The 14,278-nt window shown below is 40.0% G+C and carries 15 protein-coding genes, 1 tRNA gene and 2 pseudogenes; 5 read left to right on the forward strand and 13 right to left on the reverse strand.

Annotated elements, in window-relative coordinates:
• Nucleotides 1–20: 20 nt before the first annotated feature.
• The 4 genes and pseudogenes from A4H00_RS02850 to A4H00_RS11385 form a co-directional block, all read right to left on the reverse strand.
• Nucleotides 21–842, reverse strand: coding sequence for a carbohydrate ABC transporter permease (locus A4H00_RS02850; RefSeq protein WP_067087045.1), 822 nt, complete (start codon nucleotides 840–842; stop codon nucleotides 21–23).
• Complete coding sequence (locus A4H00_RS02855) at nucleotides 829–1,734, reverse strand: carbohydrate ABC transporter permease (RefSeq protein WP_067087047.1); 906 nt, start codon at nucleotides 1,732–1,734, stop codon at nucleotides 829–831. The genes A4H00_RS02850 and A4H00_RS02855 overlap by 14 nt, the downstream gene beginning before the upstream one ends.
• Before the next feature lie 101 nt (nucleotides 1,735–1,835).
• Nucleotides 1,836–3,140 (reverse strand): ABC transporter substrate-binding protein, encoded by a 1,305-nt coding sequence (locus A4H00_RS02860; protein WP_067087050.1) that lies wholly within the window; start codon nucleotides 3,138–3,140, stop codon nucleotides 1,836–1,838.
• Between the two features lie 385 nt (nucleotides 3,141–3,525).
• Nucleotides 3,526–4,514, reverse strand: a pseudogene (locus tag A4H00_RS11385) (transposase).
• 200 nt (nucleotides 4,515–4,714) lie between these two features.
• Between A4H00_RS11385 and A4H00_RS02875 the strand changes: the two are divergent.
• Nucleotides 4,715–4,785, forward strand: a tRNA-Cys gene (locus A4H00_RS02875).
• 267 nt (nucleotides 4,786–5,052) lie between these two features.
• Here the strand turns inward: A4H00_RS02875 and A4H00_RS02880 are convergent.
• The 6 genes and pseudogenes from A4H00_RS02880 to pbp2a form a co-directional block, all read right to left on the reverse strand.
• A complete protein-coding gene (locus A4H00_RS02880) occupies nucleotides 5,053–5,358 on the reverse strand; it encodes a DUF4298 domain-containing protein (protein WP_067087056.1) in 306 nt (101 codons plus the stop codon).
• 132 nt (nucleotides 5,359–5,490) lie between these two features.
• A complete protein-coding gene (locus A4H00_RS02885) occupies nucleotides 5,491–6,225 on the reverse strand; it encodes a TraX family protein (protein WP_067087059.1) in 735 nt (244 codons plus the stop codon).
• A gap of 125 nt (nucleotides 6,226–6,350) precedes the next feature.
• On the reverse strand, nucleotides 6,351–6,890 hold the full coding sequence (gene nusG, locus A4H00_RS02890) for a transcription termination/antitermination protein NusG (RefSeq protein WP_067087061.1): 540 nt from the start codon (nucleotides 6,888–6,890) through the stop codon (nucleotides 6,351–6,353).
• 86 nt (nucleotides 6,891–6,976) lie between these two features.
• Complete coding sequence (gene secE / locus A4H00_RS02895; RefSeq protein WP_067087064.1) at nucleotides 6,977–7,153, reverse strand: preprotein translocase subunit SecE; 177 nt, start codon at nucleotides 7,151–7,153, stop codon at nucleotides 6,977–6,979.
• A gap of 9 nt (nucleotides 7,154–7,162) precedes the next feature.
• Nucleotides 7,163–7,315, reverse strand: a complete 153-nt coding sequence (rpmG, locus tag A4H00_RS11390) for a 50S ribosomal protein L33 (RefSeq protein WP_075104965.1) — start codon at nucleotides 7,313–7,315, stop codon at nucleotides 7,163–7,165.
• A gap of 48 nt (nucleotides 7,316–7,363) precedes the next feature.
• Nucleotides 7,364–9,546: pseudogene (gene pbp2a / locus A4H00_RS02900) on the reverse strand (penicillin-binding protein PBP2A).
• Nucleotides 9,547–9,775: 229 nt separating this feature from the next.
• Between pbp2a and A4H00_RS02905 the strand changes: the two are divergent.
• Genes A4H00_RS02905 through A4H00_RS02915 form a run of 3 tightly spaced genes read left to right on the forward strand, consistent with a single transcriptional unit; the run spans nucleotide 9,776 to nucleotide 12,400 of the window.
• A complete protein-coding gene (locus A4H00_RS02905) occupies nucleotides 9,776–10,744 on the forward strand; it encodes an NAD(P)/FAD-dependent oxidoreductase (RefSeq protein WP_067087067.1) in 969 nt (322 codons plus the stop codon).
• Between the two features lie 4 nt (nucleotides 10,745–10,748).
• Nucleotides 10,749–11,615 carry an RluA family pseudouridine synthase gene (locus tag A4H00_RS02910; protein ID WP_067087070.1) on the forward strand — a complete coding sequence of 289 codons (867 nt, stop codon included), beginning with the start codon at nucleotides 10,749–10,751 and terminating at the stop codon, nucleotides 11,613–11,615.
• A 41-nt stretch (nucleotides 11,616–11,656) separates the two neighbouring features.
• A complete protein-coding gene (locus A4H00_RS02915; protein WP_067087072.1) occupies nucleotides 11,657–12,400 on the forward strand; it encodes a CPBP family intramembrane glutamic endopeptidase in 744 nt (247 codons plus the stop codon).
• A gap of 151 nt (nucleotides 12,401–12,551) precedes the next feature.
• On the opposite strand, the gene A4H00_RS02920 is transcribed toward A4H00_RS02915, so the two are convergent.
• The 3 genes from A4H00_RS02920 to A4H00_RS12280 all read right to left on the reverse strand — a co-directional run bounded on the left by A4H00_RS02920 (nucleotide 12,552) and on the right by A4H00_RS12280 (nucleotide 13,621).
• Nucleotides 12,552–12,932, reverse strand: coding sequence for a hypothetical protein (locus tag A4H00_RS02920; RefSeq protein WP_067087075.1), 381 nt, complete (start codon nucleotides 12,930–12,932; stop codon nucleotides 12,552–12,554).
• Between the two features lie 184 nt (nucleotides 12,933–13,116).
• A complete protein-coding gene (locus tag A4H00_RS02925) occupies nucleotides 13,117–13,443 on the reverse strand; it encodes a hypothetical protein (protein ID WP_067087078.1) in 327 nt (108 codons plus the stop codon).
• Between the two features lie 49 nt (nucleotides 13,444–13,492).
• On the reverse strand, nucleotides 13,493–13,621 hold the full coding sequence (locus A4H00_RS12280; RefSeq protein ID WP_257721992.1) for a hypothetical protein: 129 nt from the start codon (nucleotides 13,619–13,621) through the stop codon (nucleotides 13,493–13,495).
• 414 nt (nucleotides 13,622–14,035) lie between these two features.
• Here A4H00_RS12280 and A4H00_RS11805 point away from each other — a divergent pair, with 414 nt between their 5' ends.
• Nucleotides 14,036–14,188, forward strand: a complete 153-nt coding sequence (locus A4H00_RS11805; RefSeq protein WP_157770976.1) for a hypothetical protein — start codon at nucleotides 14,036–14,038, stop codon at nucleotides 14,186–14,188.
• Nucleotides 14,189–14,278 lie beyond the last annotated feature (90 nt).

Raw genomic sequence — 14,278 nt, forward strand, 5'->3', positions numbered from 1 at the left:
GTTTTACCCTATTACATAGGCTATTTCGTTGACCCTAACATTCCAGCCACAAAGTACTTTTGCAACGCAAAGAAAATAACCAATGTAGGAATTGTTGCTAACAAGACTCCTGACATAATAAGACCGAAGTCAGGAGAATAACTAGAACCAAGCTGTGAAATCACTAGCGGAACCGTTTGTTTTTCCGTAGATTGAATGACAACTAAGGGCCATAAGTAATTATTCCAGCTATTCATAAATGTAATAATGGCTGCAGCTGCATAAGTTGTTTTCATCGTAGGCATATAAATTTTAAAGAAAAGACCCACTTCAGATACCCCATCGATTCTACCAGCCTCCAACATTTCCTTTGGAAACATTTTCGTATTTTGTCTAAAATAGAAAATCAAAAAGGCTGTTGCAATATAAGGCATAGAGATAGAAATATAGGAGTCAATCCCAATTATAGGAGCTACGGTGGAAACTTTAGCAAACAATCGAAAAAGAGGCACCATAATGGCCGCAAAAGGAATCATCATAGATAATAAGATAATGTTAAAAACAATATCTTTTCCACGACTTCTATAAATCTCAAAGCCGTATCCTGCCGACGATCCAATCAATAATGCTAATAAGGTTTGTCCAACTGCAACAATTATTGAATTTTTGAAAGCCATAAGCATATCTGTTTGGGTAAAAATATTGCGAATATTAACCCAAAACTGATTGCCGGGCATTAAACTACCTTTCGTTACATCCACACTAGCATTTGTAGCACTAATGATCATAAAATAAAATGGGAAAGCAAAAATAATCGACATGATTCCTAAAAACAAATACGTTACTAAATTACTTTTTCGCATCTTTTCCCCCTATCCAAGTTTGAATAACCGATAATACCACCACTAAAAATACAATAGCGTACGAGACTGCTGCAGCATAGCCGAAATCAGGAGTGTATTTAAAGCTCAAATTGTAAATATACTGTGAAATTGTCTGCGTAGCTCCTCCTGGTCCACCCTGAGTAAGATTCATTGGCTCGTCAAACAGTTGTAAGGTTCCAATTGTTGAAGTAATCGTTGTAAACAAAATAACAGGTTTTAACAATGGGACTGTAATACTAAAGAATTTCCGAAACGATGTTGCACCGTCTACATCAGCTGCTTCATAAATTTCAGGGTCAATATTCTGTAATGCTGATAAAAAGAATATCATATTATAACCGGTCCAACGCCACGTAATCGCAATAATAATCAAGACTTTCGCCCAAAGCGGATCTGATAACCATAGGATAGGTTCTTTTACTAGGTGAAGCATCTGTAAAATTTTATTGATAACTCCATCATTAGCAAACAAAGACTTAAAAATCATTGAATACGCTACAAGGGAGGTCACAGCAGGCAAAAAGACGATCGTTCGAAAGATACCCTTAAATTTTAGCGTTTTTTGATTAAGCAAGACCGAAAAGAATATTGCTAAAAGTACCATAATAGGCACCTGAAAAACCAGAAAAATCAATGTGTTTTTTAGAGAATCCAAAAATGCAGGATCATGAAACAAACGCTGGTAGTTTGAGAAGCCTACATAACTAAGCTTCACGCCCTTACCAGAAGACAATGACAGCCGAAAGGATTCCACCATTGGATAGAAGTAAAACAGAATAATCAACAGCACTGGTACACATATAAATAATTGGCCAATAATTTTCGACTTTAAAAATGGGTTTATTTTTTTCACAATATCCCTCCTCACCATTTCATATTTGACAATTCACCGATTCAATTATCCATCCTAAATAAGAACTATCAGCTAGCCCATCACAATAGATATGTGTCCTTGGGCTAGCTGAGTAGACTTTATTTATTCTTTAATTGTGCTTCTGCTTCTTTCTGTGCATTTTCTAAAATAGTATCCAAATTCCCGCCATTCAGATATTCTTGAAGAGCTTTTTCAATAATATCCTCAATTTCATATGTGTTTTCACCATAGCTGACAGCGGGAATCTCTGTTGCCCAACTCGCAAAATCTTTATAAATTTTTTGACCTTTAAAATACTCTACTTCTGTATCATAAATTCCACTATCTGCCGCTGGCTTATAGGTACCCATTGCTCCAATCGCTTTATTGATTTCAGCATAAAAATCTTTACTAGACCCAAATGTTTCCTTTAAAAATTCTGCCGCAGCCTCTTTACCGTCTAAATTTAGCACATATACTGACGAACCTCCTAAGTTAGAAGCATTTACGGATTCCTTCAAATCTTGACGGGGATAAGGGAGGACAGCCCACTTCCCAGATTGGTCTTTTTGTTGCATAACTGATGGAGTAATCCAGTTCCCTTGAGGAACGGTCGCTACTTTCCCAGAGTTAAAGGCCTCAAGCATTTGTCCCCAATCAGAATGACTAGCCAATATCCCCCCTTCTTTATACGCTTTGAATGTTTGTAAAGCTTCTTTTAAGGAAGCATTATTTTTAATATTCGGTGTTTTACCATCTGCTTCTGTATACCATGACCCGCTAGAATTCATCATTGTTCTAATCCATCCCAAATCGTTTGGATCTTGTGTCATGATATCAACTCCGGCTTTTTCTTTTACTTTTTTTCCAATTTCTAATAGTTGACTCCATGTAAGATTTTGTAAGTCTTCCACTTTATAGCCAGCCATTTCTAAGTAATCTGTTCTAATATATAGACCTGTAACTCCTGTATCAAAAGGAAATGCATAATGTTCTCCTTGGTAGGAAGTTGCCTGAATCTTATAATCTGCAAAATCTTTTTCCTTAATAAACTCAGATAACGGGAAAAAACTGTCTGGATAAGCCTGCAAGAAGCTTTGCGCTCGATAATCTTCAATCAAAACGATGTTCGGTAGGCCTTTTGTCACACCAGAACTTAATGCAGTATTTAATTTTTGAACAATATCATTTTGGGCATTCTCGACAATATTTAAATCAACTGTATCCGGATGCTCCTTATCATAGATCGTTTCAGCCACTTCGAATGCTTTGATATTGAAGTTTTTATCCCAAGCCCACACAGTCAATTCTTTATTACCATCTTTTCCTGTGCTTGAATCAGATGAACCTGCCCCACAGCCTGCCAACAAGGCACTCGATAAAATAAGACCTGCAACTATTTTTGCTATTCTTCCTTTTTTCATGATAGCACTCCTTTTAAAATGATTACCTATATTATAATAGAAAACGTTTACAAAGTCAATGTTTTTTTGCTTAATTTTTTAATAAAATTAAGTAAAATTTAGTAAACATATTGATATATTATATTGCGATGCTAAATTCTCAAACTAACTTCCAGTGCCTCTTCAAGTGGCAGTTAGTCTGATAAAAACGTTAAAAAACAGTGGAAATCCATGTCAGAGTAAGTTCCACTGGTTTTTATAATTGTTGATTTCATGGCTTTTTTAGGCGAATGGTAGTTGAAAAAAAGAGCGCACAAAATCCCCTCATCTGAAAGCGTTTCAGATTAAGTTCCGCTATGGTGGAAGTTAGTGTGAGACGTTTGAGTGGATTTTATTCGGTTCGTTTTTAGGATTTATGTTGCAATACTTTAGGAGACTGGCAGACGTCTTCAGCGGGAATTAAGGAAATACCGAGAAGCTTAGCCAGTTCTTCGTCATAGGTAAACGTAAAAAGTTCATAAGCTGACTTTCCATTCAAAGCAGCGCGTTTCACGCTATTGACATGCGAACAGACCAGGTTGATATCGTCCTGAGTTAAGGTATCAAAGCTCGTTCCTTTAGGGAGAATATCTCGAATGAGGGTATGCTTCTTCTCGATTCTTGCTTTCTGGTCAGACCGGTTAGGATCACAGAAGAAGAGGTTTACCTCTCCTCTCACGTCCATTTCAATATCATCGACTCTAGCGAATTCCCCACCATTGTCAGTTAGGATAACAGGGAATAACTCATGGAAATCTTTCCCTGCTTGAAAGAAGGCCTTCTTGATCTCGTAGAGGTGCTTAGCGACTTCAGCGGCAGTTTTATTGTCCAGAAGTCTAGCGAAGATAAAGTTACAGAAAGAGACGTTGAAAGTGAGGAGCAGTTTTCCACCAATACGCCCCATAACCGTGTCCATTTCTAACCAAGAAGTTAGTTGGTTATGGGTCAAATACTTTTGGAAGTCCTCATAAGACCGTCCTTTCTCACCCCATCTGAAATGATTTTATCCATGTCCCAGAAGGTTTGAGAATTGAGAGGTGTTCCTTCACGAGCTTCAACGAGAGTTTGTTCGTATTGTTTTTGAGCTTGTTTAGCGAAATAGAATATTTTTTTATAGCCACAATTTTGTCTTCTCTTAGGGCAAGCATTACAGACAAAAGGAGCCTTATCAAGGAGAGGACAAGGAAGCCCATCACTAGTAGACGTTCTGATCTGTCTATTACGTTTGACTTCTTTGGAAACAGTAGTAGGATCTTTAAGGATGAATTGTGCGATGATTTTGAAGGATTCTCCTCTTTCTAATCCTAGTTGGATATCATTGCGGTCTGAGAGTGTGAGGTGTTTGTATTTTGTCATCGTAAGAGCTCATTTCTAACCCAAACGTCTCAGACTTAATTCCACCATAAAAATCCGTTTTAGACTAACTTCCGCTTCGAAAACGAAAGTGGAACTTACTTTGGGAAATTACCGAAATTACCCATTAACCTGCCTTTCTATCAATATTTCATTTCCCACTTGACCAATCGGCTTTTTTTCGATAGAATATTAATTGTTATGGCGGTATAGCCAAGTGGTAAGGCACGGCTCTGCAAAAGCTTGATCGTCGGTTCAAATCCGTCTACCGCCTTTTTATACCTGATTTATCAGGATTTAACCAAGTAAAAAGCCCGTAAAATCGGGCTTTTTTGATTTTTAATTTGGATAAATACAGATAAATATAGAAATTATTTCGGACGAAAAAGCCAGTTTATCAATCTCGTTAAAACAATACCAAAAAACACCAGCCTTATGGCTGGTTGTTTTCGGAGATTATGAAAAATTTTAGGATTGACTATAGTATAAACGAATCAAGTTCAAAACACATCGGTCTCAAGATGTAGTTTTTCTCTTTTTTCTACCTAGAGGAGTTACCCTTATTTCCTAGCTCTTTCATATTCTTCATCAGCTCATGATAACGAGCTATAGTATTATAAACAGCATCTTCTGACAATACCCCACGCGCCATATTTTTCGGAAATTGTCCCGCCTCGTCCATTTGATAGTGACGCATCCATTCCTTGCTTTCATAATAGGAGAACAAGCTAGATAAGGTGGGATGAAACTGCTCAAATGCCTCTAAAGACTGCTCCAAGTTTGTCAATACTGTTTCTGCTTGGTTCAAGATTTCTTCCATTTCTTGGATTTTTTTGATATCATTCATAGTTTCAGTATAACAAAAACACTAGCGGATTTGCTAGTGTTTTAAGGAGATTATGAAAAATATTTAGGATTGAATATAGTATAGCTTCTTTTAGTCCAAATGAAATCAGTCTCCAGACCGATATTTTGGATTTTACAACAGATACGCTATCACAGCGATGACCCAGATATGAAGCGGATAAAAAAGATAGAAAAAATACTTGCTCCACATCGTCTGTAAACCACGCTCACCATTATAAAGATACATAAATGGCAAGACAGTAATGAAGAGCCAATCAGAATTGTACAACAATTCGCCTAATGTCTCCTGCCAACTCAGATAAACTTGGAAACTCATAATAAATAGTAGCACACTCAAAACAACATAAGAGCTATTACGTACCATTTCTTTCTCACGAAAAGCATAGGTGAGTACAATGAATGGAATCATTAGAATCCCACCTTCTGTACCGAAAGATGCAAGGGCACCAACTAGAATCGCCAAAAAAATCCGCAAGCCTTTCTGAGGAATCAACTGCTGACCATCTCCCCAAGCTAATTGCAAGACCAGTACACCTCCTGCCAAAGTCATAAAGATATTATTACCGATGTGTACCTCTGGGCTTGCTAATAAGAAGTTCAGCGCGCCATTACCAAGTAACATCATAAGCGCAAAGGCAACTAATCGCCTAAGATAACCCCATCGGCTACGTGTATAAATAAATCCTTCAACCGCCATATAGGCAAACCAAACACCAACACAACGAGTTAATGCATGAAAAATAGACTCCATTGTCGGGTTCACTAAACCTGGAATAACATGAATATGGTCCAACACCATTAGCAAGGCCATCCCTAGTTTCAATTGAAAAGCATTAAACCGTTTCATAACTACCTCATCCATCTCGTTTACTTTTCTTTATTGTAACACATCAGAATCAGGTGTTCCCTTACAGTTTTGTAAGGAATGCTACATCATAAAAGAGGGAATGCATTCCCTCTTTTCAGTCTCGCTTATAATTCCGCAATCTGACTCAAATTCACTTCAGCAACGGTATCATTTCCAAACATAGAAATGACCATTTTTACTTTATTGTTGTCAATTTCAGTAATTTTTCCTGTATAGTCCGTAAAGGCGCCATCAATAATGCGAACCGTATCACCTACCTTGACATCAATGTCAAATTCTTGAACGGTTTGTCCCATAGACACGAGGATTTGACGAATTTCTTCTTCCAAAAGTGGTGTTGGTTTGGAACGATTCCCGTGTGAACCAACGAATCCTGTGACGTTGGGGGTATTTCGCACGACAAACCAGGCCTCATCTGTCATGACCATTTCGACCAAGACATATCCTGGGAAACGATTTTCCTCTACTTCTTTGACTTCTCCATTTTTTTCAACTTGGACAGTCTGAGTAGGGATTTCCACGCGCAGGATATTTTCAAGCATATTATAGGTATGCGCCCGTTGAAGAAGATTTTCTTTGACCTTGTTCTCATATCCTGAATAGGTTTGAAGTACAAACCAGCCTTTATCAAAACTATCTAACATAGCGTGCTTCCTTTCATAATAAAAAAGCCCGAAGGCTTTCCCTTTTCTTCATTATAGCATGGCAATTTTGGTCTTGCAAGTATTTTCTAGAAAAGATTAATCAAGCTGATCAATCCTTTTGACAGCACAAGGTCAAAAAGGTAAATGATCACCACAAAAAACGCTGTATACTGCACAACAGATACAAAGTCTTTCCAACTTTGCTTTTTCGTTGGCCACGTCGTATCTTTTAAAATACGAATAATATCTTTTAAAAATTTCACAACAAACTCCTATCTGGTTTCTTTGTGGACCGTATATTGACCACAATGCTTACAATATTTATTTACTTCTAATCGTGTCGGCTTAGGATTGCTCGAGAGTTTGATTGAATAATTACGCGATCCACAGACTGCACACGCTAGGCTTGCTTTTTTCAGTGCCATAAAGCCCTCCATCTCTGCTATTCTACCATGTTTTTTGAGATTTGGCAACTACTCAAACCAACTCTTGAGATTATCCCAAAGCGTTTTGGCGCGTTCTGGAAGCTGAGCATCTATGATTTCTTGCTTGGTTTGCTCCAGCAAGGTCTGCGCTTTGTTTTTGATATCATTGATTTGTTCTTGATAATTTCCAATGTTAGGAATAGGATTTGATTGGGTTGACGGGACTATTCCGTTTTGAACATAGGCATTTTCAACTGTGAACTCGGTGCCAGCTGTATTCGGTAAGATAGAACCAGCTACCGTTTGGAAGACGGCAGGCGCCATCCAGGAATTACTGCTATCGATATAGTGCTGTTCATCTGTTTTCTCAAAACCAACCCACTGGCTAATGACAAGATCTGGAGTATAGCCGATGACCCATTGATCATTTGTCAAACTAGCATCAAAGCTGGTTTCCGTTGTCCCTGTCTTTCCTGCAAGAGTATAGCCGTAAACAGTTGCGTTGACTCCAGTACCATTACTAAAGGTTCCCAGCATCATGGCGGTCATTTTCTCCGCAACAGCCTTGTCCATAATGCGCGTAGATTCTCCCTTATGACTCACCAACACCTTACCGCTTGCTGTTTCAATGCGAGTAATCAGATGAGCGTCTTTCATAACCCCGCCATTTGCAAAGGTTGCGTAAGCTTGAGCCATCTCAAATGGATTGGTAGAAATGCCACTCCCAATCGCAACACCCAAAACGCGGTCTGCCTTATCCATTTTTAAACCAAATTTTTTCCCATACTCAAATGCCTTATCAATTCCTAGCGTATTGACCGCCGCAACTGCCGGAAGGTTGTACGACATAGCCAAGGCTTGGTACATCGGTACAGTTTCTGAGGTTGAAAAATCATAGTTATGTAGGGTATAGTTACCGTAGGTTTCTGTATGATTGTCCAATTCCTTATCAATCGACCAACCTGCTGCAACTGCCGGAGTATAGGCAACCAAGGGTTTTATGGTCGACCCTGGGCTACGCTGAGACTGAGTAGCAAAATTAAAGCTACGATAGCTGGTTTCCCCTGTACTGTTGACCCGACCGACCAAGGCACGCACCGCCCCCGAAGCTGGTTCCATCGCTACACTGGCTGATTGTGCATGTGAACCGTCGTAAGCTGAACTCGGAAACAGACTGGCATCATTGTAAATCAACTGCATGCTAGTCTGCGAATTTTGGTCTAACTCGGTGTAAATACGGTAGCCGTTATTGATAATGTCACTTTCCTTCAGTCCATATCGGTCAATCGCTTCTGCCAAAACGGCATCAAAATACGATGGATAATTGTAATTACTTTGTCTACCAGCATAAGTATCACTGAGTTGACTAGCGATATCTACTTGCGCATCAGCATCAGCAGTCGCCTGGTCAATATAACCCGCATCAACCATCGCTTGAAGAACGGTATTTCTCCTGTTGGTAGCATAGTCAATCGAGTAGTAAGGATTGTAAATCTCAGGGCCTTTTAACATCCCTGCAATGGTTGCAGCTTGTTCCACTGTTAATTGACTAGCGGATGTCCCAAAATACTTCTGGCTAGCATCTTCAACACCCCAGACACCGTTTCCAAAATAAGCGTTATTTAGGTACATGGTGAGAATTTCTTCCTTGCTGTATTTTTTGTTAATCTCAAGAGCAAGGAAATACTCACGTGCCTTTCGACTGATTGTCTGGTCTTGGGTAAGGAAGGCATTTTTAGCCAGTTGCTGGGTAATGGTTGATCCACCGCCAGATTTTCCAAGGGTCAATACTGCAAGAAGGGTTCGTTTATAATTGATACCTGAATTTTTATAAAAGGTGCGGTCCTCAGTCGCAACAACAGCCTGCTGCAAATTCGGACTAATGGCATCTAGCTCTACATAGGTCCCTTTTTGACCAGACAAGGCCCCTGCTTCATTCCCATCCTTATCATAAATGACAGTCGTCGCTTTTAAGGCGGCTTGCAAATCCCCGACATTCGCCGTTTTTGCTAGGAAAAACAAATACCCCCCACTGTTAAGACTAGCAACCCAAGGATAATCAAAACAATCTTCGTTAGCTGATAGCGGCGCCAAAACCGACGAATCGGATCCGGTATGCGGGATTTTTTCTTTGGTTTTGCTTCACCCTCTGTCACTTTGCGACGACTGCGTCTCAATGGAAGTGCATCTTGCTCCACTAAGTCATCTTCTCTTCTATCAAATTCCTTCATTTATCTCTTCCTTTCTACATAATTTCGTACCATTATACTATATTTTACACCATTCGGCCTGATAAAACCGTTAAAATCAACTTTAGGATCTTGTCACTCTTACTATCTCAAGGCTAAACTTTAGCTCAGCGTCTAATTTTTTTGCGGCTCAGAGTGGCTTTTTTGCAGTTGTGAAAGTTATTTTATTTTGTGGTAAAATAGAGATATTCTGACTGAAAAGAGGATTTCAATGACTGAACTATATGATATTACCATTATCGGAGGGGGCCCTGTAGGCTTATTTACCGCTTTTTATGCGCATTTACGTCAGGCCAAGGTAAAAATCATTGACTCACTTCCCCAACTAGGTGGCCAACCTGCTATCTTATATCCTGAAAAAACGATGCTAGATATTCCAGCTTTTCCACATTTGACAGGGCAAGAACTAACAGATAATCTTCTAGCCCAACTTACACCATTTGAAACCAGTATTTGCCTCAATGAAACGGTGATTGGGATTGAGAAAGGCGAGCAGTTTACCATTACAACATCAAAGGGAGAACACGCTTCTAAAGCCGTTATTATTGCCATGGGAGGCGGTGCTTTCAAGCCACGTCCGCTGGAAATCAAACAGGCTGATGCCTTTGACAATATCCACTATCATGTCGCCAATATCCAGCAATATGCGGGTCAAAGAGTAGTCGTCCTTGGTGGTGGGGATTCTGCGGTTGACTGGTCACTTGCCTTTCATCATCTGGCAAATACAACTCATATTGTTCACCGCAGGGACAATTTCCGGGCTATGGAGCATAGTGTTGAAGCCTTAAAAGCATCAGATGTTACGATTCATACGCCCTACATTCCAAAAGCGCTCCAGGGAGAAAATGGACAGGCGACAGCGATTGAATTTGCCAAGGTCAAAAGCGAAGAAACTCTGACCCTGCCTTTTGATCACCTCTTTGTCAACTATGGTTTCAAGTCTTCTGTCGGTCGGTTGAAAGAATGGGGACTGGATTTGCAACGCAATCGGATCTTAGTCAATAGCAAGCAAGAAACGTCTATCCCTGGGATTTATGCAGTTGGCGACTGTTGCTTCTACGATGGAAAAGTTGACTTGATTGCGACAGGATTAGGCGAAGCGCCAACTGCTGTTAACAATGCCATGCATTTTATCAATCCCGCTGAAAAGGTGCAACCAAAGCACTCCTCTAGTTTATAATTCTATGAAATATACCATTACCATTCCTGAACAATTTCCTGCCATGAGTGTCAAAGAATTGTTAGAAGACTATTTTTTAATTCCACGAAAAATCCGCCATTTCCTGCGAACCAAAAAGCATGTTCTGGTCAATCGACAGATTGTCCACTGGCAAAGCAAGATTCAAGCAGGAGCTCGGATTGAGTTAACCTTTGACGAGGAAGATTATCCTGAGAAAATCATTCCTTGGGGGAAAAGCGAGCTTGTGCAAGTCTTGTATGAGGATGAGCACCTGATTGTTGTCAATAAACCAGAAGGCATGAAAACACATGGCAATGATCCTACTGAAATCGCCCTTCTGAATCATGTTTCTGCTTACGTACAGCAGACCTGCTATGTGGTGCATCGCCTCGATAAAGAAACGAGTGGTGCTATCTTATTTGCCAAAAATCCCTTTATCCTCCCTATTCTAAATAGGCTCTTAGAAGACAAAGTGATTTCCCGTGAATATCTTGCCCTCTGCCAAGGACGATTCCCAGAAAACACACAGACCATAACAGATAAAATCGGGCGCCACCGCCATGACAGACGCAAACGAGTAATCGACCCACAAAAAGGACAAACGGCCATTACCCATATCACTCGATTAAAAGCACTGGGAAAAACGAGCCTTGTTGCCTGCCGGTTAGAAACGGGACGAACTCACCAGATTCGCGTCCACCTCTCCTATCATGGACACGCTATTGTCGGCGACCCTCTATATAGCCACATTGTTGCAGATAGGCTCATGCTCCATGCCCACAAGCTTACCTTTACACATCCGTTTACCCTTGAAACCATTTCTGTTCAGGCTAGTTCAACGAGTTTTGAAAAAGGGTTGAGAAATCGCTAGCTATCACCGAATAGAAAAAATATATAACCAAAGGAGACAAGATGTCAAAAAAATCATTACAGCAAGTCTGCCTCTATGGCCTATTATTACTCGGAACGAATTGGGGCTTAGGGTTTCTCAGCTACTTCTTCACAGGTACTACCTACTATGTCATCAAAACAGCCTTACTGGCCTCTATCTTCTACCTAGTTGGACATCGCTTTCTCCATTTGACAATACCCCTAAAAGCTCGTATTGGAGTAGGAGAGCAATTACGGGTCAACTGGCTCAATTTTGTTTACCTCTTTCTAGTCTGCATTCCTCTGTTGGTCTTTGGGCTTGTAGAACATCTGAACTATTTGCCTGTTGCCTTGGTAACGGCTCTGGGAGCTGGATTTGTAGAAGAGTACATCTGCCGTGGTATTCTGTTACAAATCGCCTTTAAAGACGGGTTGCATTCTTATAAAAATGTCCTGCAAGCTGTCCTTCTGTCAAGTTTGATTTTCGGACTGGCTCATCTAGGAAACTTACGTACTCAGCCACTTGATGTCACCTTATTTCAGGTCTACTATGCTATGGCAATGGGAATCTACTTTTCTGCCGTTGTCATTCGCACACGCAGCCTGTGGTGGACAATTTTTATTCATTTTATGATTGACTTTGCTGCCATTTTAGCAACTGCAGGTACAGATGCCACTTCAAAACCAGCACTTGTTCCCGTTCTCATCTGGCTATTTGTTGCGATTATCGCCTTTATTCTTATCCGTCCAAAACAAATCCAACGGCTGATTGACCAAAAAATTTGACCCTAAGGAACGATTTCAGAGATGGTTAAGAAAAATTTAAGCTTGTCGCATTATACTGTATCTATCCTAAAAAACTTTTCTTTTTCATAAAATCTCCTTGAAAAGAGGCAGTTCAACAACTGCCCCTTTTTTGCTATCTAAAAAACCTTTCTTATTGCTGCTCTCTCTGCTCTTTTAAGTATTCTTTGATTTCTCGAATCGTAGCTGATACCGAATCATCTTCAAAGAATAGGATTTCTTCATTCCCGTCTTTATCAAACCTTTGAGAAAAACCTTTCCCATCTGGAGAAGTCAAATAACCCCCACCTGGATAAGCAATAATCTTGTCATTATCATCGCTATGTCGGAAGTAGGCATCTACTTCTTCCTCCGTAGAATCTTTCAACAATTCAGCATAGATTTTTATTGTCCGATTTTCAGGTACCTTTGTTTCACTGATCTGGTCACTATTTGCCGACAAACGGTTCATAAACAGCACAGGCAAAACCAGCAAGACCGTAGCTATGATAGCTAATTTATATATTTTTTTCATATTCTAGTCCTCCATAATTAGACAGGGTTGCTAACTCTATATCCTGAATTTGGAAGAGGGTCGTAAGTTTTAAAGTAGGTTCCGTTTTTGCTATATACTCGAACTGGCGCCCAATATGCTCCTATACCCACAGACACACCAAAACCATCCTCCACAATTCCTCCATCTACAAAAGCCTCCCAAGCTAGGTAGTCTCCCGTAAAAGGAGCTGGAAAAAATCTAGCTTCCCCATATCTCCAGCCTGAAGCTGAGAACGTTGGGAGGTATACGATTGATTAGCCCACAACACATGTGGTTCACTTTGCGGAAGGGCGGCTCTAAAGCCACTATAATTGATTGAATAGGCATCATCGGAAATGTCTAATTTTCTGAGAAATTCTTTATATTCCGAAACCGTCATCACATCTCGACCTTCAAGCGCCAGTTGTTCTGCTGGAAAACTAGCACTGCCATCACCGTTTTGTATATAGCCACCATCTGCGGTAGGTAATACATAGTGGTGTTCAGGCAAGCCTTCTACAGCTTTTTCAATTTACTCTTCAGTCAGGTATTCTGCCGCTTCAACCGTTGTTGTAGCAAATAGAGTAGTCCCCCACAATAAAGAGACAAGCCAATAAACGAACATTCTTAATCATGGTATACTCCTTTCTAATACCATTCACAAGTGTCAGCGCCGTTCCTACTATCACCTCTCTCCTAGCTGTATCATTACACTGTATACCTATCTGTATTATACATCTTTCACACTAAATATGTTAGCGTTTTATGCCCCTAAAATGCATTTGCTAACTGCTTTCATAAAAAATATTAATGCTGTAACTAGTTTCAAGAAGGAGACTACTCTCCTCATGTCACTCTATTCAATTAGTACTTGTCAAAAATCGGCTTATTGCGTTGTTCACTTACCTTGCTAAACTATAAAAAATAGGCTAGGACAAAGTCCCTAACCTCATTATTTTTATAGATTGAGCAGTTTGACTTATATCAATAATCAGGAGAGGGACGATTGATACCTGAGTTTGGAAATCAAACAGCGAAGATTGTCTGGTTTGTAAAACGTTGATGATTCAGCATTCTAATAAAAGAGGCTAGCGAACAATTCTTTGCTAGCCCTATTTCCAACCGTTCACCATTCTCAATTGCAAGGAACGAGCTACGCTCGTTCTATTTCCAGCCTTCCACAATTCTCAATTGTGGAAGCTAGTCAACATGCGGATATTGACAGTCAGGGAGTGACTGTCAATATCCGAGCTTAGAAACTAGAGAGCGAGGACAGTCCAGTGGACTGTTAATACTTGAGCTCAGAACTGAGAAAGTGAAGTTGACAAAATCGATTTCTACGAGAT

Source organism: Streptococcus marmotae (genome assembly GCF_001623565.1).
In the GTDB taxonomy this organism is placed as follows: Bacteria; Bacillota; Bacilli; order Lactobacillales; family Streptococcaceae; genus Streptococcus; species Streptococcus marmotae.